General features: G+C 38.1%; 28 protein-coding genes and 2 pseudogenes. 13 read left to right on the forward strand and 17 right to left on the reverse strand.

All coding sequences use genetic code 11. The features are described 5' to 3' along the window. Nucleotides 1–21: 21 nt before the first annotated feature. Nucleotides 22–1,014 (forward strand): hypothetical protein, encoded by a 993-nt coding sequence (locus A0J48_RS05470; RefSeq protein WP_200321087.1) that lies wholly within the window; start codon nt 22–24, stop codon nt 1,012–1,014. 132 nt (nt 1,015–1,146) lie between these two features. Next, complete coding sequence (locus A0J48_RS05475) at nt 1,147–1,470, forward strand: muconolactone Delta-isomerase (RefSeq protein WP_200321089.1); 324 nt, start codon at nt 1,147–1,149, stop codon at nt 1,468–1,470. Nucleotides 1,471–1,502: 32 nt separating this feature from the next. On the opposite strand, the gene A0J48_RS05480 is transcribed toward A0J48_RS05475, so the two are convergent. Next, nucleotides 1,503–1,931: a hypothetical protein gene (locus tag A0J48_RS05480; RefSeq protein WP_200321091.1), complete on the reverse strand. Its 429-nt coding sequence runs from the start codon at nt 1,929–1,931 to the stop codon at nt 1,503–1,505. Nucleotides 1,932–2,241: 310 nt separating this feature from the next. Between A0J48_RS05480 and A0J48_RS05485 the strand changes: the two genes are divergently transcribed. Further along, nucleotides 2,242–2,634: a hypothetical protein gene (locus A0J48_RS05485; RefSeq protein ID WP_200321093.1), complete on the forward strand. Its 393-nt coding sequence runs from the start codon at nt 2,242–2,244 to the stop codon at nt 2,632–2,634. 54 nt (nt 2,635–2,688) lie between these two features. Here the strand turns inward: A0J48_RS05485 and A0J48_RS27375 are convergent, their stop codons facing one another. The 3 genes from A0J48_RS27375 to infC all read right to left on the reverse strand — a co-directional run bounded on the left by A0J48_RS27375 (nt 2,689) and on the right by infC (nt 6,691). After that, complete coding sequence (locus tag A0J48_RS27375) at nt 2,689–2,823, reverse strand: hypothetical protein (RefSeq protein WP_267910275.1); 135 nt, start codon at nt 2,821–2,823, stop codon at nt 2,689–2,691. A 1-nt stretch (nt 2,824) separates the two neighbouring features. Then, nucleotides 2,825–5,830, reverse strand: a complete 3,006-nt coding sequence (locus tag A0J48_RS05490; protein ID WP_200321095.1) for an MFS transporter — start codon at nt 5,828–5,830, stop codon at nt 2,825–2,827. A 327-nt stretch (nt 5,831–6,157) separates the two neighbouring features. After that, entirely contained in the window at nt 6,158–6,691 is a 534-nt protein-coding gene (gene infC, locus A0J48_RS05495) for a translation initiation factor IF-3 (RefSeq protein WP_096645637.1), read from the reverse strand. Nucleotides 6,692–7,116: 425 nt separating this feature from the next. On the opposite strand from infC, the gene A0J48_RS05500 reads away from it, so the two are divergent. Next, nucleotides 7,117–8,040, forward strand: a complete 924-nt coding sequence (locus A0J48_RS05500) for an alpha/beta fold hydrolase (protein ID WP_200321096.1) — start codon at nt 7,117–7,119, stop codon at nt 8,038–8,040. Nucleotides 8,041–8,240: 200 nt separating this feature from the next. Here A0J48_RS05500 and A0J48_RS05505 read toward each other — a convergent pair whose 3' ends face one another. Together A0J48_RS05505 and A0J48_RS05510 are read right to left on the reverse strand one after the other, a co-directional pair. Continuing rightward, on the reverse strand, nt 8,241–8,591 hold the full coding sequence (locus tag A0J48_RS05505; RefSeq protein ID WP_200321098.1) for a phospholipid-binding protein: 351 nt from the start codon (nt 8,589–8,591) through the stop codon (nt 8,241–8,243). 248 nt (nt 8,592–8,839) lie between these two features. Then, nucleotides 8,840–9,940, reverse strand: a pseudogene (locus A0J48_RS05510) (nickel-dependent hydrogenase large subunit); the annotation flags it as partial. 116 nt (nt 9,941–10,056) lie between these two features. On the opposite strand from A0J48_RS05510, the gene A0J48_RS05515 reads away from it, so the two are divergent. From A0J48_RS05515 to A0J48_RS05535, 5 genes are all read left to right on the forward strand, one after another. Continuing rightward, entirely contained in the window at nt 10,057–11,553 is a 1,497-nt protein-coding gene (locus tag A0J48_RS05515; RefSeq protein ID WP_200321100.1) for a site-specific integrase, read from the forward strand. Nucleotides 11,554–11,744: 191 nt separating this feature from the next. After that, nucleotides 11,745–12,059 (forward strand): hypothetical protein, encoded by a 315-nt coding sequence (locus tag A0J48_RS05520; protein WP_200321102.1) that lies wholly within the window; start codon nt 11,745–11,747, stop codon nt 12,057–12,059. A 128-nt stretch (nt 12,060–12,187) separates the two neighbouring features. Beyond that, nucleotides 12,188–12,946, forward strand: coding sequence for a hypothetical protein (locus A0J48_RS05525; protein ID WP_200321104.1), 759 nt, complete (start codon nt 12,188–12,190; stop codon nt 12,944–12,946). Continuing rightward, nucleotides 12,943–13,245 (forward strand): GIY-YIG nuclease family protein, encoded by a 303-nt coding sequence (locus A0J48_RS05530; protein WP_200321106.1) that lies wholly within the window; start codon nt 12,943–12,945, stop codon nt 13,243–13,245. The genes A0J48_RS05525 and A0J48_RS05530 overlap by 4 nt, the downstream gene beginning before the upstream one ends. Nucleotides 13,246–13,248: 3 nt before the next feature. Continuing rightward, nucleotides 13,249–13,455 carry a hypothetical protein gene (locus A0J48_RS05535; RefSeq protein WP_200321108.1) on the forward strand — a complete coding sequence of 69 codons (207 nt, stop codon included), beginning with the start codon at nt 13,249–13,251 and terminating at the stop codon, nt 13,453–13,455. 187 nt (nt 13,456–13,642) lie between these two features. On the opposite strand, the gene A0J48_RS05540 is transcribed toward A0J48_RS05535, so the two are convergent. The 4 genes from A0J48_RS05540 to A0J48_RS05555 all read right to left on the reverse strand — a co-directional run bounded on the left by A0J48_RS05540 (nt 13,643) and on the right by A0J48_RS05555 (nt 15,221). Further along, on the reverse strand, nt 13,643–14,137 hold the full coding sequence (locus A0J48_RS05540; RefSeq protein WP_200321109.1) for a DUF3368 domain-containing protein: 495 nt from the start codon (nt 14,135–14,137) through the stop codon (nt 13,643–13,645). Then, entirely contained in the window at nt 14,134–14,379 is a 246-nt protein-coding gene (locus A0J48_RS05545; protein WP_200321111.1) for a UPF0175 family protein, read from the reverse strand. The genes A0J48_RS05540 and A0J48_RS05545 overlap by 4 nt, the downstream gene beginning before the upstream one ends. Nucleotides 14,380–14,614: 235 nt before the next feature. Further along, nucleotides 14,615–15,010, reverse strand: coding sequence for an aspartyl protease family protein (locus A0J48_RS05550; RefSeq protein ID WP_200321113.1), 396 nt, complete (start codon nt 15,008–15,010; stop codon nt 14,615–14,617). Then, on the reverse strand, nt 15,003–15,221 hold the full coding sequence (locus A0J48_RS05555) for a hypothetical protein (protein WP_200321114.1): 219 nt from the start codon (nt 15,219–15,221) through the stop codon (nt 15,003–15,005). The genes A0J48_RS05550 and A0J48_RS05555 overlap by 8 nt, the downstream gene beginning before the upstream one ends. 163 nt (nt 15,222–15,384) lie before the next feature. Here A0J48_RS05555 and A0J48_RS05560 point away from each other — a divergent pair, with 163 nt between their 5' ends. Next, nucleotides 15,385–15,669, forward strand: coding sequence for a hypothetical protein (locus tag A0J48_RS05560; RefSeq protein ID WP_200321116.1), 285 nt, complete (start codon nt 15,385–15,387; stop codon nt 15,667–15,669). Between the two features lie 121 nt (nt 15,670–15,790). Here the strand turns inward: A0J48_RS05560 and A0J48_RS05565 are convergent, their stop codons facing one another. Then, nucleotides 15,791–16,159, reverse strand: coding sequence for a hypothetical protein (locus tag A0J48_RS05565; protein WP_200321118.1), 369 nt, complete (start codon nt 16,157–16,159; stop codon nt 15,791–15,793). Nucleotides 16,160–16,255: 96 nt separating this feature from the next. Then, a complete protein-coding gene (locus A0J48_RS05570) occupies nt 16,256–16,570 on the reverse strand; it encodes a papain fold toxin domain-containing protein (protein WP_325078542.1) in 315 nt (104 codons plus the stop codon). Nucleotides 16,571–16,769: 199 nt separating this feature from the next. Between A0J48_RS05570 and A0J48_RS05575 the strand changes: the two genes are divergently transcribed. Then, on the forward strand, nt 16,770–16,976 hold the full coding sequence (locus tag A0J48_RS05575) for a hypothetical protein (RefSeq protein WP_194059033.1): 207 nt from the start codon (nt 16,770–16,772) through the stop codon (nt 16,974–16,976). A gap of 97 nt (nt 16,977–17,073) precedes the next feature. Here the strand turns inward: A0J48_RS05575 and A0J48_RS05580 are convergent, their stop codons facing one another. Continuing rightward, nucleotides 17,074–17,349: a DUF5615 family PIN-like protein gene (locus tag A0J48_RS05580; RefSeq protein WP_234300733.1), complete on the reverse strand. Its 276-nt coding sequence runs from the start codon at nt 17,347–17,349 to the stop codon at nt 17,074–17,076. 327 nt (nt 17,350–17,676) lie between these two features. Here A0J48_RS05580 and A0J48_RS05585 point away from each other — a divergent pair, with 327 nt between their 5' ends. Then, nucleotides 17,677–17,901, forward strand: coding sequence for a DUF433 domain-containing protein (locus tag A0J48_RS05585; protein ID WP_200321120.1), 225 nt, complete (start codon nt 17,677–17,679; stop codon nt 17,899–17,901). Continuing rightward, complete coding sequence (locus A0J48_RS05590) at nt 17,898–18,236, forward strand: DUF5615 family PIN-like protein (protein WP_200321122.1); 339 nt, start codon at nt 17,898–17,900, stop codon at nt 18,234–18,236. Before A0J48_RS05585 ends, A0J48_RS05590 begins: the two co-directional genes overlap by 4 nt. 69 nt (nt 18,237–18,305) lie before the next feature. On the opposite strand, the gene A0J48_RS05595 is transcribed toward A0J48_RS05590, so the two are convergent. The 4 genes and pseudogenes from A0J48_RS05595 to A0J48_RS05610 form a co-directional block, all read right to left on the reverse strand. Further along, nucleotides 18,306–19,856 (reverse strand): ATP-binding protein, encoded by a 1,551-nt coding sequence (locus A0J48_RS05595; RefSeq protein ID WP_200321164.1) that lies wholly within the window; start codon nt 19,854–19,856, stop codon nt 18,306–18,308. A 99-nt stretch (nt 19,857–19,955) separates the two neighbouring features. Then, nucleotides 19,956–20,366: a hypothetical protein gene (locus tag A0J48_RS05600; RefSeq protein WP_200321124.1), complete on the reverse strand. Its 411-nt coding sequence runs from the start codon at nt 20,364–20,366 to the stop codon at nt 19,956–19,958. A 273-nt stretch (nt 20,367–20,639) separates the two neighbouring features. Further along, a pseudogene (locus A0J48_RS05605) lies at nt 20,640–21,149 on the reverse strand (nickel-dependent hydrogenase large subunit); the annotation flags it as partial. A gap of 117 nt (nt 21,150–21,266) precedes the next feature. Further along, nucleotides 21,267–22,229, reverse strand: coding sequence for a hydrogenase small subunit (locus tag A0J48_RS05610; RefSeq protein WP_200321126.1), 963 nt, complete (start codon nt 22,227–22,229; stop codon nt 21,267–21,269). Between the last annotated feature and the right edge of the window lie 95 nt (nt 22,230–22,324).

Below are 22,324 nucleotides of genomic sequence, written 5' to 3' on the forward strand. Positions count from 1 at the left end.
AAAGTAAGTAGAGCTTAAACGATGAATCCCCAAATAATTCAGAATTTACGTCATAAGTTACAAAAGCGTGTTTCCCGTCTTAAATCAGTCAGTAATAGCTTTTTTATTCCTAGTTTAAAGCAGTTCTGGACATTTTTTCGTAGTAATCCAACTTTGGTTGGAATTGCAGAATTACTACTTGTACGTTTTCCAGAAGTAGATATTTTTGTTGAAGGTATTTTCCAAGGTAAAAAAGTAGAGGCTAAATCTGAAGAAGAAACTGCTGCTATTGGATATGCTGTCCTTCATAGAATTACTTTAGATAATGATAAATTGTATATATTGCAGCAACCCTATACATTTCCCGTCTCATTTAATAGAGAAACTTTAGGCTCAGATAACAACATACGTGAAGTTATTCATTTTTATCTTGAGCCATTCTATGAATATGTAGATGAAAAATTAGATGACCACGGAGCAATATTAAGCCTCTTGCTTCGTTATAAACATCGTAGCGAATGGTTTTATCAAGATAAACTTTTTGATTTAACTAAGGAGAATACACAAAAAGCAGAAAAGTCACTAGCACTTGATTTGTACTCTTATCTTCATGATCAAGGTTTAAATTTCAGTATTGAGCCATCATCTCTCAGGGGAGCAATTGATTTAATAGCTGCACAAGGTTCAGATGATCCACTTCTTGCAGATACGAAAATCTTTGATGCAGATGATCGTGGTAAAAGATACATTCGCAAGGCTTTCCGTCAAATTTACACTTATACTCAGCACTATAATGAACCATTTGGTTATTTAATAATATACAAAATAACTGATAAAGACCTCAAATTTTCATTAGCAACAACCTCAAGTAATATTGCTGTGATTACCTATAATCACAAAACTATTTTCTTTTTAACTATAGATATATATCCACATTCCAAAGCAGTTTCACAGCGCGATCCACTTCAAGCAATTTCAATTACTGAAGATGAGTTAATCCAAACTGCTCAGGAAGAAATTACTGAAGATGAGTAATTAATTCCTAATGTCTGTAATATATCTAGACCAAACCCCAAATAAGTCTAATTCTTCCTTTGCGTCTTTGCACGCAACATTTATCTATAGTATTTTATTAATTGTAATTAACCAAATTTAGGAAAATCAACCATGCTATATCACCTAGATTTTCACGTCGAATACCCCGACAACATGACACAACAAGAACTCTTTACCATTTGGAGTGAAGAAGCAGACGCAGCACTGCAAGCTAAGGAAGCAGGAATTGTTGTCGATTTGTGGAAATGTGTGGGAACTCGTCGGGTAATTGTAATTATTGATGTTCCCACACCTGACACCCTTGATCAAATTCTTTTGGATTTACCGATCATGAAAAAATTGGGTCAAACGGTGCAGGTAGAAGTAATTCCCCTGAGAAGATATGAAGACTTTGCAGCAGATGTCAAAACTAGATTAGAAACAAAATCAAAATAAGAAATTCATTCTGTGAAATGATGACATCAACCCTAGTATTGAATACTCGGAAAAATGAGGATGTCTATCATTTCACCTACAGCCAAACCTGAGCCGGCAATTACTGTTAAAATCCAAAAAGAATCTGTTTTACTAAAGCCAGACAAACGCATTTCTAAATCAGCTAACAGCGTGGTCGTTAACGGTATCAGAAAAATGCCGAATAAAATTGACCAAATTGCAATTAAAGCAATTGACGCACTTAAAACTAAGACGACAACTAAGGTTTGAGAACCAAAGACTAAGAAATTTTCTAACCAAGTGTTACTTTTTCTGACTATAGCTATAGCGATCGCAGCCACAAAAGCACCTACTAACCAAGCAATCTGATTAGCGGCAAGATACCATCCCAGAAGATTGTACGCCAGCCAAAGTAATGCTAGAGCATTTACAGGAATTCTTTGGAAAAATAGCAAGTTCATATTTTTCATCCCTATAATTATAATACAATCAATACATTCAATTTATCAACAGATTTGATTTCTACTTGACATATACAATTTTAATAAAAAATCATCTATCCATAGGCTTATTTTAAATCTATGTAATCCTGGTTTCATTAATTGGTATTTTAAAAATTTCTTACTTTTGATATATATTCATAAAGTCCCAAGCAAACCTATCGACAGAGATAGCTGAACTTTTATTTTGTTACACCTATAATTGAAATCTTGACAAGAATCTAGTTTTCACAAATTGCTGAGAAAAACATATATAGAGAAGGTAAATAATATGTATGTTGAGCAGATATCACTACAAAAAGTAGTGGCTAATAAAAGCTTTAATCAGTTAACACACAGTCAAATTAAACAGGAATATGCCACACAACAGGAGGGATTGAATATTTCCGATTTAGCAATAGCTTTAACTCCACTCAGCATTGTCTTTATTTGGGCAATTTTTTTGTTTATTTTCCAAAAAATTCGCTCTCATGCAGACAATAAATTAGCTTTTAACATCAACAATCTAAGTCAAGTTCCTTGTAAAAACTGTAAATTTTTCTCCAATAATCATTATCTTAAGTGTGCTGTAAATCCTGATATCGTCCTCACAGAAGAAGCCATAAATTGCTCTGAATATTGCCCAAAAAAAGGTAAATTTCCCCCAAATAAATTCTTTGGCTAAGAGGTTGGTTTAAAAGTATTAGATGAAACTAATAATCTCCAGAAACCTAACCCCTCAACCCCCTTTTTTAAAGTAGGCTAAAAACGCCTTTGTTTCCCCCTTTCTAAGGGTGACTAAGGTGGATCGCCAATATTCGCCAATATTCTCCTGAACTCCTGTATTCTGATAGCGCAGCGTGGCGTAAACCATACTACTGAACTCCTTCTTTGTACTTTTCGATCAACTCTTTGACTTGAGCAGCCACAAGTGGATGGGGATCTGTTTGCAAGTGAGGGAGAATTTCTTGCAGTACTCGCTGAGAAACTACACTCAAGTATGAAATTGTTGCTTCCCTCACAAAGCCTGTAGGGTGGCGTAAATTGACTAAAATTTCCGTAGTTGTGAGTCGAACATAAGCCGCTTGAGCAAAATGCAAGCAACAAGCTAAACACCAATCAGAGAGCAAATATCCCTGAGATATCAACCTGGAGAGGCGCTTTTTAACTGGAATATTTTCATGTTGCCAAAATCCCGCATCGACAAGATATTTGAGCTTTTCTTGTTCTGGTCGTCGATCTAAAATGTTTAACAACAAAGACTTACAAGGCAAATTTACAGTGTGGTCTAATATTTCTAAGCCTCTTGCTAAATTAACAAGTGACTGAGATTGAAGATTAAAAGCTGCGGCTTGCATTTTTTCAGCGGGGTAAAGCAACTTCAACAGCAGTAATAACCTATCTCTAATATCCAATTCCAATTCTAGAAGTAAGCGTTGCAGCAACTGAGCAATAGTCAACAGTCTCTCATTTCCTTGATAATTTTCGAGAGAGTCGAGATTTTGGAAGTCTAGATAAGCTGCATAAATCTCACCGAGAAATTCTAATTCTTGCTCAATTAAAGTTTCGACGCGACTTTCATAAAACTGATCTATAGCACTGACATTTCCTGGTTGTTGGTGAATTTTGAGTAAGCTTTGCAGAATATAGTCCCTAGTATTACCCCGCGATGTTTCTAACTGTAACCATAAGGTTTCTCTTGCTTCTATTGTGCCGATTTGAGCAATAGTACGCCAAGCACACATTCGCACAACTTCCGGTTTGTAAGCATTTGTGCCTAGTTTCAACAACATGGGTATGGCTTCATTTTCCAGAGTTACCAGGCACTGCATAGCTGTATTGCGAGTGGACTTATAGTATAGTGCTGCTAAGAGTGTGGGATAGTATTCCTCTAAATTAGTAGCAGTAATCATTTCCAATACAGCACAGCGTACCCGCAATGAGTCATCCTGCAACAAATTGGGAATGTGAATTCGCAAAGCCTGTAAATAAACCAATTCTTTGAGTGCCTTGACTCCATTAATTCGTTCTTGTTCTTCTTTATGGGTAAGCATCCGCCGTATTGTTTTGGTGGCTGCTCCTTTTTGTTGGTCTGTTCCCTGACGCAGTAGTAATGAAGCTGCGGTGGCGCGGATGAGTGGATGGTGTCGTGATTGTAGGTATTCTTCAACAAGACTTAAATTGAGGTTTTCTTCCGCCAGCCAAACGTAACGCATAGCTAAAGCAAACACTTCCGGATCAAGGGTTGCTGGGGGTTGGTCTAATAAGCGACGCACTTCAGGTACATACAGGGGATTGACACCTGATTTGAGCATCAATTCTAGGCTTTGGGCTTGCAAATCTGAAGGTAATTTCACTAGCAAGGGTGCTAAAACTTGTCCTGCACCGGCAAGGTCAATTTGGGCTAAAAGTTCCAAACAAGAGCTTTTATCGGCGCTAGAGCCTGTTTCTACTAAAGCTTTGACTATTCCTTGTTTGAAGGCTCGCAAACCTACAGTTGCCGCACTCAAACCACCCCGTTCTGCACTTAAAACTAATACATCTACATAGCGCGATCGCAATTCCCATACAACTTTTAAACAAGTGGCAGCAACTACTACTGTTTCAGCAATTAATACCCACTTTTGCAATGGTTTAGGAACATATTGATCAATGATATATATGCTGCCAAAAATCACTAACCCAGTCAAACCAGAGGCGATCGCTTCGGCTGTACCACTGGATAAAGCTTGCATTCGGCTACGAATTCGTTCCGGAATAGGTTGATAAAGTGCCGGACCGCTACTAATCACAAAGGTATAACGTAGCAGTTCATCACAGAATTTAAGACTGATTAAACCCCAGAAAAATCCAGGCTCTTCAATAGCTGGAAATAAGTTCAAGACCGAGATTGCCCCTGGTAATAAAAAGCCCACAGTAATTGGTAAAAGTGCGGCTGTGAAAAATACCCCCAGTTTTTCAATCAGTCGGCTAGAAATAAACCACTGGGTAACTAATTCACACAGTCCCACAATGCCACCAAACACACCTAAAAAGCTGGCCAGTTGTTGTTCGCCTAAATTAGAATTTAGTTCCCGTAAATATTGAAAATCTATCAGCAAGCCAATGACTTGCAGTAGGGCAAAGAACGCGAACAACTGCCAAACATAGCGTTTCAGAGGTGTTTCTAAACGGCGATGTCGGGAAGCTTGTTCTTCTGTAATTTCTCGTTGTGGAGTATAAGGAAAAGCAGTGGGATATTTATACGTTAAATAAAATAAAATTCCTGAGCCTAATAAAATGACAATACAAGCAATGAGAATGACTTTATTCAAGTTGGCAAATTTTAGTAACCAAGGCAAACTAAAGCCACTAATTACATCTGCTACTAATATGCCACTACTCACCAATGGGTAAGTACGCTTAATCTCCCGAATATTAAATAGTTGATTGGCAACAATAGAGGTGTTGAGGTCATTGACCACATAACAGGCATCCACCCACAACCTGAGCAGAAAAATAATAATTACTGCCAAGTAGGGAATATGTACACCCCAACGCAATGCTACTAGTAAAAATAAAGGCATTACCATCCCCGGTGCGATCGCCACAATCACCGCACGTAATGGGAAAACCTTTTGTAACCAAGAATATAAAACCACCAGTCCAGCACCTGTAATGGCACTGGCAATATAAATCCAGGGTAGTTGTCCCGCCCCATATTCATCTAAAAACAGAGCTACAGTGCTATCCTCCGCCCACCGCAACCCTACAGATACAATTGTATAGAAGGCAAACATCGTCCAAGTGCGCTCAAGCTCCTCTGGTCGGAGATTGACCCACTTCAGCAGGTTTGCGAAAGCGCCTTTATTGCTAGTCAACCAGTGATTTTTCAATTCCATGTAATTTTCATTTCTGAGGTGTGAAACAGGTAATCACAGCGCCACAGCTAAGTAATTAGAATAACAGTTACTGAATGGCAAAAGATAAGCATTCAGCCATCAGCCGCCAAGCCGTTAGGCATTATGCTAAAACTGAATACTTACAGCAAAAGTCCTGAACAACTGAGTATTATCTTTCCCACTCAGATGCCAGGACTATCATTTTGCAATAAATTTACAGTCAGAGGATGGGGCAGGTAGTTGATGCTTGGTGACTAGTAATTGGTAATTCTTTTCCAACTTTTCTCGATCCCTACACCCCAACCAAACCCTACACCCTACAAATTCTTACTTCTTGGGTGAAATCAGCATCATCATATTTCGCCCTTCTTTTTTTGGCGCTTGCTGAACTTCACCAAAAGGTTCTAGATCAGTGGCCATACGCTTGAGCAAGTCCTCTGCTAAGTCACTGTGTTGGATTTCTCGACCCCGGAACATCACAGTAGCTTTGACTTTATCACCATCTTTGAGGAAGCGTTCCGCTTGCTTGACGCGCACATTATAATCATGTTCTTCAATCTTGTAGCGCATCTTCACTTCCTTCACGTCAGCTGTGTGCTGCTTCTTCCGGGCTTCCCGCGCCTTTTTCTCCTGCTCAAACTTATATTTCCCATAGTCCATGATTCGGCATACTGGTGGGTCGGCCTTGTCACTGAGTAGCACCAGGTCTAGCTCTTTTTCTTCTGCTAGTTGCAGTGCTTCATGGGGTGGCATAATTCCCAGTTGGGCACCATCAGTGTCAATGACCCGAATTTTCGGGAAGCGAATGCGTTCGTTAATTTGGGGCAGATCGCGAGTTCTTTTTTTCTCAATCACAGGCATTATGATTTTTGGGAGCTCTTTAGTTAAGGATTTGGCTTGATCTTGGTTTACTTAGTTTTGCTTGGTCTGCCCATAAGGGCAAAGTACGGAAATGACTCAAAATTGAAAAATGAGTCTATATCTCTAGGGTAGCTAATCCATACAATAGTTGGATAGTCTATTGTATTTGTCATTCTACTCACTTTGATATAATTTCTCTACAATAGTTAATCTAAAATACACAATCTTGGCTAAGATTAACTATTATTACATTTTTTGACGGTAGTCTTAACATTTCCAATTGTGAATAAACACTCGGCATAGTCAACTAGCTATAGATTTAACTTATTAAAATCAATGTAACACATTATTCTACCGTTAGTAAGATAAGTAACATATTCTGTTGAGATGAGTAGTGTCTATCAGCCAGTGAGTTGGAGAAATACGTGAACACTGCGGTACATTGGCAGCAGCGAGTTGGTAATCAAAGAGACTGGATTTGGCGGGGTTGGCAAATCCGCTATACCTACATCCGGTCTCAATATGCTTCGGTTCAGTGTCAAAACCAGCAAAATACAACACCGTTAATCTTATTACATGGATTCGGTGCATCCATTGGCCATTGGCGACATAATTTAGAAGTTTTAAGTGAATATAATACAGTTTATGCTTTAGATATGCTGGGTTTTGGCGCTTCTGAAAAAGCTTCCGTTAATTACAGCGTAGAACTGTGGGTAGAACAGGTTTATGAATTTTGGCAAGCATTTATCCGCCAACCAGTCATATTAGTAGGTAATTCAACAGGCTCACTCATTACTTTAGTGGCTGCTGCTGTCCATCCGGAAATGGTTAAGGGGATAGTAATGATGAGTTTGCCTGATCCGACCCTGGAACAAGAAGCCATCCCTACTTTTTTACACCCAGTAGTCAGCGGCATTAAAAGTGTAGTGGCTTCTCCTTTATTCCTCAAACCTCTTTTCAAATTTTTAAGACGGCCAGGTGTGTTAAGACGCTGGGCTAGTCTTGCTTATGCAAGTCGAGAAGCGATCACGGATGAACTCATAGAGATTTTAGCAGGACCACCCCAAGACAGGGGTTCTACTCGTGCTTTTATTGCCCTGTTTAAAGCCTCCATAGGAGTAGATTTTAGTCCCAGTGTCAAGAAAATATTGCCAAACTTAACAATACCCATCTTATTAATTTGGGGGCAAAAAGATCGATTTGTTCCCCCGGTTTTAGCTAGTGAATTTGCTCGCTATAACGAAAAATTAGAATTGCTTTATCTAGAAGATGTGGGTCACTGTCCCCATGATGAATCTCCTGAACAAGTCAACAAGGTAATTTTGAATTGGATTCAGAGAAATAGTTAGCACAGGAGTTATAAGCATTCAGCCGTCAGCCGTCAGCAAACATACGAACATCATCAATAATATGCTGTAATTTGACAAAACTCTGCATACTGGTTATTAACTCAGTTTCACGCGAGATATTACTGATTACTGATAGCTGAATACTTACCAGGAATTAAAAAATTCTCAATAAAAAACCATCTGTTTCCTGTCACATTTGACTAGCCGATTTTTACTTCCGAGGTATCTACAGATGTAGTACCATGTACGGAATTAGCAACAGATATCATCTTGTTGAGAATATTTTGATTGGGAACTTTGCCTCTTAGTACCACAGTGCTACCTGTTTGAGCAACCCAGAGAGTGTTAACATCATCGAGTTGAGGATCTTCGTCATAAGCTAATGTAACACGCTTGGCTAAACCACTTTGGTCATATTCTCCATTCAATCCTAGGCGTTCTGGAGGAATTGTTTCGGTAGCGGTAGCTGTAGTTTGTGATATCTGGGGAGTCGGATTTATTTGTGCATTTTCTGGTTTTTCTAGGCCAAAAAGTCTTTTTAACCAACTCATAAACTCTATCTCTTATTCTGAGGTTGATAAAATTCAAGTATAAGGGCTGAAAGAAAAAGTAACATCTATCTCTAATATGAAAATACCAGGTGGGTAATACCCACCCTTAAAATCTCTTTGCAACTGATACTAATTCTGTGTGAAGATGCGCCGAATTATATAACTAACCGCAAAGGACGCAAAGTACACAAAGAAAGAGCTAAAGAAATTTAGCGCAGCCTCATAAAGAAATGGTATGAAAACTGAAATTAAGCTGTCCGAAAACGTGCTAATTCTTCTCCAGTTTTGGCATCATGGGCATGAACAGTACACACCAAACAAGAATCAAAAGAACGGGCAACATGACCAACTTCTACGGGGTCAGTTGGGTCTTCAATAGGTGTTCCTATTAATGCTTGTTCTATTGGTCCACGTTGTCCTGCACCGTCACGGGGTCCAATATTCCAAGTTCCAGGGGCAATAACTTGGTATTGTTTAATTTTGCCTTTTTCAATTTCTACCCAGTGACATAATGCCCCTCTTGCTGCTTCCGTTGCACCCCAACCTTTACCATCTTTTTCTTTGGGTTTAATATACCAAGGATCGTTTAATTTAAACTCCCTTAAACAGCGTTCAGCTTGGCGATATAACTTGACAATTTCATGAACTCTCGCTAGTTGCCTAACATGGACATTTGCACCACCCATTTTTTTAAACACATCCAGAATAAATGGGTCATAATGTTGCCATGATTCGCCATGATTTCCACCTGCAACTAATTGACGTGCGAGGGGACCTGCCTCTAAACGTCCCAAGTCTTGGTGAAGGACTGCACTTGCCCAAGAATATGCACCATTAAAATCTTTATTATTGTTGATAGTTGGTGAAGTGGTGCGATCGCTTGGATGCCAATCTTCTGTACCTTCATCATACCAAGAATGGCTTAAGTTCTCACGGGCAAAAGCTTGATCCATCAAAGCATGGGTATCAGTGAAGCTATCATAAACACCGCTTTTCATAATTACAGCAGCGTTACGTCCTTCAATGGTGGGTTTATTGTATTTATCCTCATGGGGAATATAACCCCAAGTCACATATTTACCCACACCAGCACCATATCGCTCTAAACCGATATCTAAACCCATACGCCAATATAAGCCTAAGTCAGACTCACGGTGTTTGATATCTTCATTTAACCACTTTTGGAAATCCTCATAAGATTGAATTTCCTCATATCGTTCTAAAGAACATCCTAACCAAACTGGTTCTAACCAATTGGTGCGGAAATATTCCAAAATACTCCAAGCGCGAGTAATGTCAGTCAAAGTGGGGGCGCACATCACACCACCAGGCACCATATAACTGCTATGACAACTGGTGATATGCTAAAAATGTTCCTGAGTAACTTATTGCGTAAAGTAATTTTGCTCAGTCAGAACATTTTATTTTCACCATTTCAGCTTATAAATAAGGGAATATTTAGGGAATGAGTCGGCAAAATCAGGGTAATTGCGATACACAACAGTTCATATCGGAAACCGATCCCCCATCTCTGCATGAAGATATAAACACCGGGGACTGGTTCGCAGATATGTTTGCAGACTTTGAACCGCAGAACACCACAGACGGTAGCTATAGGGGAACAATGGCGAAAATAAAAGCAACGGAATTACAGTATCAAGCAGTTTTTGAACAAAAGTTAGTCGAAGCCAATAATAATTTAAAAAGAGAGAGAATAAGAGTTACCATTAAACAAACTGGAAATTCTCTGCAATTACGAGCTACCTTACCTTTAAAACCAGGTGATAAAGCTCCGCTTCGCCAAGGCGAACAAAGTGTAGGTAAGCAGAAAAAACAGTATGATTTGTCTCTAGGAATACCCGCAAATTTAGAGGGATTAAAAACAGCAATTGAGGAAAGTTACGAATTAGGTAAATTAATTGCTCGTCATACTTTCCAGTGGAATGAGAAATATTTAGGAATTAAATCGAGAGAGAAGCAAGAGATAAAAACAATTGGGGAATTATTAGATACATTTGAGGAAAAATATTATCAAACCCGTCAGAAAACTATAACTAGTCAAAATACTTTTGCTAACTATATATCTGTCATTAAAAGAAACTTGACTCTCACCCATTTAGCCACAAAAGAAAATTTTGAGGAAATTATTAATTCATTTCAGGGTAATAAAAAAAATGAACTGATTGCGATAACTTCTGTTTTGATTAAAACCTTTAATTTAGGATTTCAACTTGATGTAAAACGAGATCATGTCACTCCTGCCCATCGAGAAATTCCTGAAGATGAAAAAATAATATCTGCTTTTCACCTCTTTGAAAAATTCGCCCTCAACCGCAAAAATACAAATATTAGTGATGAAATAGATACTTGGGAAATGTGGCGATGGGTATATGGAATGTTAGCAACTTATGGGTTAAGACCAAGAGAATTATTTGTAGAACCGGATATTAATTGGTGGATGTCTCCGCAAAATATAGATCATACTTGGAAGGTGAATAAAAATACAAAAACTGGATATAGGGAAGTTATTCCTTTTGTACCGGAATGGATAGATTTATTTGATTTAAAAAATCCCAAACCGTTAAAGATTTTAGAAAGAAAAGTTGAAAAAATTGCTTCTGTACAAAATATTAATTGGATGCGAAGAGATATATCCAGATGGTTTAGAAAAGTGGGAATTGATTTTCAACCTTATGATTTACGTCATGGTTGTGCAATTCGAGCGCATCTTCAGGGAATACCAATTAAAGCAGCAGCAGATAATTTAGGTCATACTGTTGATGAACATACTAAGACTTATCAAAGATGGTTTGGGATTGAAAATAGGAAGAAAGCTTTTGGTGAGGTGATGAGTCAAAAGTCGTTAATTGAGTTGCAGAAGAATGAGATTTTGGCGTTGAGGATGGAGAATGAAAGGTTGAGGTTGGAGGTGGAAAGGTTGAGGTTGTTGGGGAATGTCTAGTAATCTATAAAACTGCGAATAGCTTTACCAACAAGGTTAAACGCCAACAGTAGTGTTATCTAGAAAAATTCTGCATAACTTGACAAGACTTACCTGTAATATTTACTATATGATTGTATACAAACCAGCAGGTATCGCCTGCCGCTAAATTCAGCCGTTAGACCTTAATTTATTAGGTAAGGATTAATTCGATGAGTCAGGACTTTAATTATACGGATCACAGAAACATTAAATTGGAGGTAACTCTTACAACAGGAGAAAAACATCAAGAATTAAAATGCTCTCTACTTCGTACTTATTCTGAAAAATATGACGGATGTGATGCCCATGCAGTAATCAACTACGATGAAATCAACGGATTGAGAGTTGATGAGAAAAGAATTGAACCTGCTAACTATCACTCCTTTAAAGATGCTGATAATCGAGTATGGAAAGTTAAGAGTTTTAGCAATAACCACCCTCCAGAAGCTCCTGGAGCAATTTTTCGTCTCTCAGCTTCAAGTTAGTGCGATCGCAGTTTAATGGAATGGGGAACTTTAGCTAAAATTGAAAAGTTAATAATACTGATGAACTGATTCGTCTAATAATCCGTTTAATAAATAGTTAGATTTCTAGTATTTGGAGAAATGTAGCAGTGGATTTAATTATTGATACACAGATATTGTCATATCGGTTCAAAGGCGTTGAAACAGGTCTTCATGATGCAAATTTAGCAATCGACTCAATTACAGCTAATGAGTTTTTAATAGCGCAGTCTAAAGAGTCAGAACAACCTGATTACTATATTATTCATCCAGCTAAATATCCTCATCTAGAATACAGTTTTAACACTCTTGAGCATTTTAGTAATCCTAAAAGTGCGAGGTTAGGCAATCACCGGACAGATCAGGTAATCATTGATTTTGGTAATCAGTTTTCAGCTTATCGAGAATTTGGAAATGAGGCCATTTCCAAAATAATTAATGAGAAAAATATTGACATATATAAACTTAGTATTTCTCATTTACCCAAACAAAAACAGAAATATCTTTTAAGACGCTTAAAGTATATTCTTGATAGTGGTTATTATTGCTACTCTCTTACTAAATCATCTTTGGAGCAGGCATTGAGCCTATTTTCGGAATTTGTATCGGAACATAAATGTAAAGGTAATATTCGTAATACCATCAATGATCTTTTGATATTAGCGACAGCTATTGATAGAGAAAAGAAGTTTTTAACAAATGACAATCTGCTAAATCGTTTCGCTGCTGAGTATTATGAAGCACCTGTTTACCAGCGAGAAGATGAACTGTTGATTGACTTTTCAGAAAAGCCACTTGAGAAAAGGAAAAATAGAGAAAGTAAAGGTTACATTAATAAGGGTTGGAGTTATGTTATGCGTAACAAATGAACATACCCTTGAGCCGAAATTTTAGCGATATTCCTGACCGTCCCGGCATTTACGCAGTTAGACATAGATATCAGGGATTACTTTACATTGGTAAAACCAAAAGCTTACGAAGTCGTTTTAAAGGTGGACATAAAGCTTTTTTGTGGGCTTGGCTCGATCAATATAAAAGTGAAGATGTAAGAATTGCCGTGCAGACAATACCTTACTCGAAAAACCCTGAGCTACTATTAGAACTAGAGGCGATAATTTTGAGAGCGACTGAGCCACCATATAACGTTAAAATTCATATCGAGTCCTAACCCATGCAAGTAAAACTTTCGGATCAAATTTCGTCCGATGATGCGGAAATTATTTTAAAACACCTACCAGAATGGATTCAGAATGCCTTGATTTCTCGTGCTACTGAAATTGATTATCCTGTTGAAGCAATTATTGAAATGGCTATTGCTAGTTTTTTAGACACAGAAGCATTAAGTTTTGCCGACTGTAAGCCAGGGCGAGGTCAATAAATCTAATAAACATCTTTGCAAAAAGCGATTCCTACGGAGTGCTTCGCTATCGCTCAACTTCCATTTTCTTGTGCTTCGTTAACTATTATTAAATGAGATTTCTAGTTTTGGGTTAAGTGCGATACCTACGACGAGGGAAGCGATCCCATCCTTATTAAATTATTTATTGACAACTATGAATTAAAATTTACTCACCTGTAATATCTAAAATAGTCATATACAACTGATCACTAACCCGAAAATCAGCTTGTTTAATCAATTGGTCTACAAGCGGTTTGACAGACTTAATTAACCCATTCTGTTTTCCTTGTATAAGTACACCTAATAAGCCAGTAACTTGTAAACCATAGCTTGTTGCCACTAACCGACCCCGACGTTCATCCATCAACAGTAAACCAGCGTTTAATTCCAGTGCTAGGGCGATCGCTTCAGCTTCACCTAAATCAATGTTTTCTTCACTTTTCTGAATTGTGATTACTTGTTGTTGATCTGTCACTGTTTGAGTTTCAATCCAGGGTAAAGTTTTCACCTCTATAGCACCAGGAACAGGTTTACCGACATTTACCATCTCATCATAGACAGCTACCGGGATAATGATGCTGGTATAGAGTTTGTGTAACAAATTTAGTTGTCCAATAGCCGCTAGATTCGTAATTGGTGAGGTATCACTAACAACAATCACAATAACCTCATTGATTGCAAAGTTTTCATATCTGCTTCAAAATCCTCCACATCATAGTTAATACAAAGTCCGCGTTTAGCGAGTTCATGTTGAAATTCAATCACTGTTAGTCCAGTCCAAGCACGAGCTTTCCCACTACTGATTTTTTCTTGTTTATAAAGCATAATGGCAATTTCTAACTTTAATTCATTCTCCGTCATTTTTGTGGCTCGAAGAATATCGTCAGGTATTAAGACACTCATAGAAATTTCGACCAGATTTGTTTACTCTACAATTTTAAGGGATACAGAGAAAAGCGATTGCTCAATTTCCATTTTATTATGTTTCCTTAACTGTGATTAACTACGATCTCATGGGTAAGCGATCGCTGATCTTGTAGGTTGGGTTGAGGAAACGAAACCCAACAAATAACCAATTATGTGAATATTGTACATCATCCGGTGGGTTACGCGATACCTACAGAGAGAAAAGCGATCGCTAATCACCTCGGATAATTTTGATTGTGGATTGCGATCTTTCAAAACAAACATCAAATTCTCGAAAAAAGTTTGTTTGCCCAAGTATCAAGGGTACATTAGAGGTTTGTACCCAGGCAAATGCTAGACGAACGGGTTCAAGATTCCCAATTTGAACTTGTACAAATAACCCCCGTGCTTCAACTTTTGCAAGATTTCCAGCCAATGGCAAGCGGACAGTTTGATTATCCCAAATCGCGCCTAATTGTAACCCAATATCATAAGGTAAGACATTGACAGTAGACCCAGTATCTAGCAGTGCATTTGCAAAAACAGAAGAGTCTGCATAACTCAGAATGATAGGAATTTTGGGCAATGCTTCATCATCATTCAAGGGAAATTCCACTGTACTAACCATCAGTGGATGCCTCTTGGTGATCTTGAATCATCTGCATCAGGATGTTTGCAGCTTCCGTTGCTTCGTAAGGCGACCAAATCGGATACTCTGAAGCAGAAAAGATAACTTGTAGTTCAGCGTTGGGGATTTGTGCAGCTAGGAGTTTGAAGAGTGATAATTTGTCTGACTGACTCAGATTATTGACTAGAGGAATTAACTCAGCGAGTGACATATTTTAAACTTTGAGATATACAATAATACATTGATTATAAGCTATCTGTGGGGAGATGACAGGAGTTCTGGTTTAAATTCCCCTCTCTTAACCCTGATATGCTTAGAAGTAGAATTGAGAAATTTATTGAACGTTGTGAAAATAACCTGGAGGAAAATCAATCATGAATCTTAATGAATTACCAGGTGCAGAAATAATATTACCTGGACTGAATGATCTTCACAATGGAGAATCTAATACAATTGGGGCATTGTTAGCTGCAATTGCCGCAACCCGCTTAACTGAAGCCGGTTTAGATATCCCTAAAGATCACCTAGCCCCAGAACCAGAGTTAACTTTATATACCCTTCTCCAAGATGAACGAGAGGATGCTTACGTTTACTATAATGCTTTGCTTAATCAACTAAATAGCTTTTGCAATGCACTCGAATTAAGTTATAAATATTAGCCATCTAACCTTACCATTAAATATCTTTGAGAAAAGCGATTCCTACAGAGCGGTTTGCTATCGCATTTGAAAAAATAATTGCGACAGAAACAACCAGTACACTAAGATTCAGTGTTATTCTTCAGGCAGCTTTTTGAGAATTTTTAGAGGATGGTTCAGCCAGAATTGGTTCAACATCCTGGCTTTTGTCTCTTTGGATAAATTCATTTAGTAATTGAAAAAAGTAATCAAATGCAGCTTTTTCATCAATACAGGTGAGTAAAATAATTTTATCCCAAGCGTTAACGGTATGAATAGATAAGCGGTTTTGTAGCCAAGGTTGAAAGTTTTTATAAAAATCACTTTCAGTTTCAGTATTAGTAATACCTAATTCAGAACGAGAAAAGCGATATCCCAAAATAAACATCCGTAAATTACTGATAGATGGTGTTCCCAAATATAAACCGGGTTTGGTTTTAATTTTTTCTAGTAAGTTGAATAATGCACTCATTGAGTTTAACTCCATTAAAAATTTTCAAAATTCTTCTATTACTTCTATTTTAAACTCATTAGATAGAGAAGTAAAATCTCTAATCCAGTTATCTGGCTATAGTCCTTGTGGGGAAAGATTGTCGAAAATTTTGCCAAAAACTTCAACACCGTAATGAACGCCATTTTCCGTAATAGTTTCAAAGCAACCTTGTTTTTCTAGGCGATCGCTCAAAATAAAATCTTCATTGTCGTATATAGTCGAAAGTCGCCAAACTTTACCAGGAATTTTACGTTGTTTTAGCCACTGTTTGAGTGTCTTAGCACACTCTTGGCAATGAAGTAATGGAAATCGAATGACAAGATTACCAATTGCTTGATGAATTTCGGCAATGGCTAAATCATCCGGTAAAAAATCATTCAGAAACAGCACCTCCTAAAAAATCTCATTTTACAATACATTCGCCAAATTGTGGGCTTGGCTCGATCAATATAAAAGTGAAGATGTAAGAATTGCGGTGCAGACAATACCTTACTCGAAAAACCCTGAGCTACTATTAGAACTAGAGGCGATCATTTTGAGAGCAACTGAGCCACCATATAACGTTAAAATTCCTATGGAGTCCTAAACCATGCAAGTGAAACTTTCTGAGCAAATTTCGTCCGATGATGCGGAAATTATTTTAAAACACTTACCAGAATGGATTCAGGATGCCTTGATTTCTCGTGCTACTGAAATTGATTATCCCGTTGAAGCAATTATTGAAATGGCGATCGCTAGTTTTTTAGACACAGAAGCATTAAGTTTTGCCGACTGTAAGCCAGGGCGAGGTCAATAAGCCTAACAAATTATTAATAATCGCCTATCTTGTAGGGTGTGTTAATGGAATGTCACGCACCTGATTACTTGAACGTAGTTCCAATTTTTTAGTGCGATTATGAAAGGGCAAGCAATGATGAATTTTCATCTTCATAAAATAATTTGATCGTGCTGAACTCCCTACGCAGTAAATTTTCAACTTGTAAGGTAGAACAGTTTCCAAGTCTAAGCCAGATGACTTTTGGGGGATTCCCAAACACTAAACTCAAATCGTGCATATCAGCATCTTTCGAGACGATCATCAAATCATTATCTTTTGCATAATTCCAAACTATTGGGTCTATTGTTGCTTTCATGCCTACATCCCGATAGCGAAGCGTGGCGTAAGCCATACATGAAGCGAACCTGGAAAAATATCGCTCAAACGGGTGGATAATTTAGGAGATAAGTTTTCATATCAAATAATAATTTCATGCTGATAAAGTCGAAATCATCAGCCGACGTTTAGAGATTGAAAACTCGAATACTGAAAACTCGAATACATTGATCATCAGCGATCTATGAGGTACGGTCTAACGAGTCCATTAAACATCTTTGAGAAAAGCGATCACTATTCAAATATCTGGTTACACCCAATGAAACAGGGAAGAAAAATTTAGCCAGAGATGATAGCCAGAAAATTTATTGATAGGATTGGAAGGTGAAAGAAACTGTGTTGTATGAAAACCTTACTGGAAAGAATTACTGTTAATCCTCGCCAATGCGGTGGTCGTCCCTGTATTAGAGGAATGAGAATCCGGGTATCAGATGTACTGGATCTACTTGCAGCCGGTCTAAGTGCAGAAGAAATTTTAGAGGAAATGCCTGATCTAGAAGCGGATGATCTGAAAGCCTCACTTCTGTATGCTTCTCGTAAACTTAATCACCCAGTTTTAGTAGCATGACAATTTGGGTTGATGCACATTTATCTCCGGCAATTGCTACCTGGATTAGTAGTACATTTGAGATTAAAGCTGTGGCTTTGCGTGATCTTGGACTAAGAGATGCAGAAGATCCAGAAATTTTTGAAGCTGCAAAAGCTCAGGAAGCCATTGTAATGACTAAAGACAGCGATTTTGTAGATTTGGTTGAGCGCCTTGGTTCACCTCCACAAATTATTTGGCTGACTTGTGGCAATACCTCAAATGCTCAGTTGCGTGAAATTCTGAGCGCAACCTTACCCAGAGCTTTAGAACTTTTAGCTGCTGGCGAAACATTGGTAGAAATTAGCGGAGACTAACCGTGTAGCATAACTTCACCGTTAAACTTTATTTCCTTAACTCCGCATAGCTGCTCATTATCAACACACTCAAGCCCGAATCACAGTAATCCTACGTTGATTTTCCGTCACCACAACCTCAGTTGATAAACGTTCTTCCATTGGTAAGGCATTTTTCCTTCTATCAAACACAAATAACCAACCAAAATCTAACCCCAAACGCCCTAAATAAGATTCTAACTGTTCAATTCCATCATCTTGCGGATCGCGTTTTTTATCTCTCCATACCTTTAACTCAATACCCAAAGTGACATCTTTATAACGCAGACATAAATCCATTCTGTCGCTACCAATTGCATATTCCCGTTCCAAAGTTCCTCCACCATTAACAACACGATGTAAAAAAGCCATTAATACTATATGCGGTGCAATTTCATGATAGCCAGTGCTACCTAATAATGGTTCTCCATGTTGTCGCCAAAACTTGAGAAATGCAGTTAATAAAGCATCTATATTTAACTCTCCTTCCGGGGTTAACCAAGTTGGTGCAATCATTGGTAAAGAAGCCATTGGTGTGACTGTTAAAACCCTGGGTAAAACTTCCCGATAAATGGGATTAGCAATAGTTAAACCTCCGTAGGGGTGCATTTTACATAATCCCAAATCAATCACAAATTGAATATCATCATTAGGTATATCCCCCAATTCCAAACCTGCTAACATTGGCTCGATAATTGCTTTTATCCTTGGTTCTCGTAACCTTTCAGCTAAACTATCTAAATGAGTATCTTGACGGGCAATTAATATTTCTTTTGCTTTTAAAATATGTTCTTTTGTAATTGCAATATTTCTATCTTTAACCATTTTTTCTACAACTTCTTTAGCCAAAGCATTCACTAACCAAGGTTGTCCTTGGGTTAAATCAAAAGCTGTCTCTATAGCTTCTGGTGTGAAAATTTGTCCTGTTGCTGCTGTATGTTGTTGATATAATTCTCCCACTTCTTCAATATTAAAATTTCGCATAGTAATAGAACTAACTTTAATATTAAAAGGACTGGATGTATTTAATCTGTCACTACCACCCGATGCCACTTTATAATCTCGCACATCTCTTAAACCAATTAATCCTACCGATGAAGGAAAATTTTCTGGACGTTTAGGAAAACCATCTCTTAATTGTCGTAAAACTGTAATTAATGTTTGGTCTTGTAAAGAATCAATTTCATCTATAAATAATACTATCGGATGATTTATAGCTTTTGACCAAGCTCTTAAATTTTCAGCAATTCTCTGTCCAGGAACATTATAAACCCAAGTTTGGGGTTGTAGTTCTGGGGGTAAGCTATCCTCAATTGTATTTCGCCAAATTCCTAAAATTGCTAATTCTGCTGCATCAGGATCATGATTAAATGCACTTCCTACTTCTGCTGATACCATCACTGCTGCATAACTTCCTGTAGCGGTAAGTTGCTGTGCTAGGGCTAACATTGCTGTGGTTTTCCCTGTTTGTCGCGGTGCATGAAGGACAAAATAACTACGCTGTTGGATTAGCTCCTCCAAATCTGGTAATCGTATTGTTGGAGATAGCATATAGTGGATATCGTCTTCACAGGGACCTGCAATATTAAACCAGCGAGACATCATGATTTTAGCAGTTAGCGGATACTTTTAGTTTAGACGATTTTGGGATTGGGTTGATGCAGGAAGGGTTAATAAATTTCCATATCCAACTTTATCCCTTCAATTTAAATCATGACCTGTTGGTGGTGATAGATCCATTACTTCGGTAAACCGAGAATATTTCACCTCACTAGTTGGAGGAAACTGTGCGGAAACAGCCATTAAACCGACTTTAATATCCTCAAAGAAAATCACACCACCAATTCGTCCACTTGCTTGGAATGGTCCATGAAAAAATTGATGTCGGGGAATATGGATGAGGAGAGAATTGGTAATTTTGACGTTTTGACCAAATAGTTGTTGACAGGTTTTTTTGACAACTGCATCTATATATTGATTCTGAACAGGTTGACCCAAGTTGATGAATTTGGGATGATCTCCAAAATGATCCATGTAATATGACCAGATGTTAGACAAATCTTTTTCTTCCGTGAGGATTTGCTTGAGTTCCTGCCATCGTTTGAAATTCATAATAAGGAAGAAGATTAAAAGAGGATGGGTAGATGGGATTATTCTTTGCTTACTAAAAATTTACCATAGTTATGCGATCGCTAAATTGCCAATTTATGTTTAGGGAAAAATTAGGTAACGTCTGAAAACACCAAATAGCTGTTAGTAGATAAAAATAAATGGACTTATGATATGGCTGAGGTGGTTTTATTGCCTCATTTAAGGAAAAACCAGGGAATAATTACACCTATTCTCAGAAATCCTTGCTATATAAGCAATTCCCTAATTTATTTCCATATAACTGCTGTGCGGCCATTGTCCACCTAATAAAGCGTAAATTTCCACAGGTTTAGCAGAAATTGTCACACCAATTTCATAGGATTTACCTGTAAAAGCAGCAAAGCGCCGACACGCTTCATCATAAAAATGACTACGGCGATAATTTTTATTAGTTAAATCAATGGCAAACAATCCATAAAAATAGCGTGGAATGCTTTGGATTGTTTCCACAATTTGACCTAAATTTCTCGCCAAAATTGCATTTCTAGGAACTTCCGTTCCCCAAGCAGTATCTAATGCCCAAGATGCAGAACTTAAATGAGAACCGCCACAAATTCCACAAATTCTAGGAGTAACAATTAAACCAGCTTGGGGATCTTTGCCACGTAAAATAATTTCAAATCCGCGAAAAAGTTCAGCATGAGTCCAGGCATTTGTAACATATCCGTCTTCAATTTCGACACGGACATCTAAATCGCCTTCGACTCTACCAACGGGAGAAATATCTAAGGTTTGAATTGGCATAATTAAAGGGAATAGGGAATAGAGAATGGGGAATAGGGAATAAGGGAATAGGCAAAAGGCAAGAGGCAAGAGGCAAAAGGTAACTAACTAATGACACTAATGACTAATGACCACTGACTAAACAGTAAAAAAGTCTTCATCTGCCCATTTTGGTGCTGCATCTTTAGCAACAACGGTGAGGACTGCATAATCTTTGTGGTTGACTCCGGGGGGTATTTCTTTAGGAACACCCATCACAGTTTGGGTTTTAAATACCGTTCCTGGTTTGAGGTCATGGAAGGGGAATTCTGGTTCTGTGCAACCTAAACAGGGCATTCCAGCGCGGGTTTTTGATGAGACGCGGTTCCAGAGAATGCGGTTACAGGAAGAATGGGTCATAGGTCCACGACAACCTAAGTCGTAGAATAGACAACCTTTGCGTTGTCCAAACTCAGCCGTTGTAGCTTTGTAAGCAAAGTGAATATTGCGAGTACAACCGGTTTGGGTGTAAGTATTGAAGAAAGTTTGGGGACGATGGAGTTCATCGAGAACTATATCATCTATGCGTCCAGTGGCGATCGCCACTAATATCTGCGTTATCCAGTCAGGATGTGCGGGACAACCGGGAATATTAATGACAGGTAAACCAGCTTTGCTGACAAAATCTTTACCTAAAAAACCACCTTCTTCTCGTTTGAGAAATTGCAGTCCTTTAGAGTCGCTGGGGTTGGGTGACATAGCAGGAATTCCTCCCCAAGTTGCACAATCTCCCACCGCCACAATAAATTTAGCAGCTTGGGATAAATCTGTTAACCAATCCTTCATTGGACGGTCAGCAAATCTATTCCATTCTCCTGTACCATTGGGAGCATTAACAACACTACCTTCAAATACCAAAATATCCAAAGGAGTCTTACCTAAAACGCATTCCCAAAGTAAGGTTTGTAAATTATCACCTAGTTCTAAACCCAGGGAAGGATGCCAAAGAATTTTAATCCCAAAATCAGCAATTAAATCGCAAGCTGTCGGTTCTTCGGCGTTGAGAAATGACATGGTGTTGCCAGAACAAGCACCACCTTGAAGCCACAGTACATTAGTCATTGGCTATGTATGTTTCTGTTGTTGATGTAGCGAGATAAAGAGGATTATTCCGTCCTTGTTGATGAAGAGATACGCAGGAAAAATAGCAACATGAT

The organism is Sphaerospermopsis aphanizomenoides BCCUSP55, assembly GCF_001586785.1.
GTDB classification, from domain to species: domain Bacteria; phylum Cyanobacteriota; class Cyanobacteriia; order Cyanobacteriales; family Nostocaceae; genus Sphaerospermopsis_A; species Sphaerospermopsis_A aphanizomenoides_A.

What these genes read in the sequence shown, in the direction of transcription:
- A0J48_RS05470 (WP_200321087.1), top strand. Translation starts at nt 22, where the DNA reads ATGAATCCCCAAATAATTCAGAATTTACGTCATAAGTTACAAAAGCGT.
- A0J48_RS05475 (WP_200321089.1), top strand. Translation starts at nt 1,147, where the DNA reads ATGCTATATCACCTAGATTTTCACGTCGAATACCCCGACAACATGACA.
- A0J48_RS05480 (WP_200321091.1), bottom strand. Translation starts at nt 1,931, where the DNA reads ATGAACTTGCTATTTTTCCAAAGAATTCCTGTAAATGCTCTAGCATTA.
- A0J48_RS05485 (WP_200321093.1), top strand. Translation starts at nt 2,242, where the DNA reads ATGTATGTTGAGCAGATATCACTACAAAAAGTAGTGGCTAATAAAAGC.
- A0J48_RS27375 (WP_267910275.1), bottom strand. Translation starts at nt 2,823, where the DNA reads ATGGTTTACGCCACGCTGCGCTATCAGAATACAGGAGTTCAGGAGAAT.
- A0J48_RS05490 (WP_200321095.1), bottom strand. Translation starts at nt 5,830, where the DNA reads ATGGAATTGAAAAATCACTGGTTGACTAGCAATAAAGGCGCTTTCGCA.
- infC (WP_096645637.1), bottom strand. Translation starts at nt 6,691, where the DNA reads ATGCCTGTGATTGAGAAAAAAAGAACTCGCGATCTGCCCCAAATTAAC.
- A0J48_RS05505 (WP_200321098.1), bottom strand. Translation starts at nt 8,591, where the DNA reads ATGAGTTGGTTAAAAAGACTTTTTGGCCTAGAAAAACCAGAAAATGCA.
- A0J48_RS05515 (WP_200321100.1), top strand. Translation starts at nt 10,057, where the DNA reads ATGAGTCGGCAAAATCAGGGTAATTGCGATACACAACAGTTCATATCG.
- A0J48_RS05520 (WP_200321102.1), top strand. Translation starts at nt 11,745, where the DNA reads ATGAGTCAGGACTTTAATTATACGGATCACAGAAACATTAAATTGGAG.
- A0J48_RS05530 (WP_200321106.1), top strand. Translation starts at nt 12,943, where the DNA reads ATGAACATACCCTTGAGCCGAAATTTTAGCGATATTCCTGACCGTCCC.
- A0J48_RS05535 (WP_200321108.1), top strand. Translation starts at nt 13,249, where the DNA reads ATGCAAGTAAAACTTTCGGATCAAATTTCGTCCGATGATGCGGAAATT.
- A0J48_RS05545 (WP_200321111.1), bottom strand. Translation starts at nt 14,379, where the DNA reads ATGAGTGTCTTAATACCTGACGATATTCTTCGAGCCACAAAAATGACG.
- A0J48_RS05550 (WP_200321113.1), bottom strand. Translation starts at nt 15,010, where the DNA reads ATGGTTAGTACAGTGGAATTTCCCTTGAATGATGATGAAGCATTGCCC.
- A0J48_RS05555 (WP_200321114.1), bottom strand. Translation starts at nt 15,221, where the DNA reads ATGTCACTCGCTGAGTTAATTCCTCTAGTCAATAATCTGAGTCAGTCA.
- A0J48_RS05560 (WP_200321116.1), top strand. Translation starts at nt 15,385, where the DNA reads ATGAATCTTAATGAATTACCAGGTGCAGAAATAATATTACCTGGACTG.
- A0J48_RS05565 (WP_200321118.1), bottom strand. Translation starts at nt 16,159, where the DNA reads ATGAGTGCATTATTCAACTTACTAGAAAAAATTAAAACCAAACCCGGT.
- A0J48_RS05575 (WP_194059033.1), top strand. Translation starts at nt 16,770, where the DNA reads ATGCAAGTGAAACTTTCTGAGCAAATTTCGTCCGATGATGCGGAAATT.
- A0J48_RS05580 (WP_234300733.1), bottom strand. Translation starts at nt 17,349, where the DNA reads ATGGCTTACGCCACGCTTCGCTATCGGGATGTAGGCATGAAAGCAACA.
- A0J48_RS05585 (WP_200321120.1), top strand. Translation starts at nt 17,677, where the DNA reads ATGAAAACCTTACTGGAAAGAATTACTGTTAATCCTCGCCAATGCGGT.
- A0J48_RS05590 (WP_200321122.1), top strand. Translation starts at nt 17,898, where the DNA reads ATGACAATTTGGGTTGATGCACATTTATCTCCGGCAATTGCTACCTGG.
- A0J48_RS05595 (WP_200321164.1), bottom strand. Translation starts at nt 19,856, where the DNA reads ATGTCTCGCTGGTTTAATATTGCAGGTCCCTGTGAAGACGATATCCAC.
- A0J48_RS05600 (WP_200321124.1), bottom strand. Translation starts at nt 20,366, where the DNA reads ATGAATTTCAAACGATGGCAGGAACTCAAGCAAATCCTCACGGAAGAA.
- A0J48_RS05610 (WP_200321126.1), bottom strand. Translation starts at nt 22,229, where the DNA reads ATGACTAATGTACTGTGGCTTCAAGGTGGTGCTTGTTCTGGCAACACC.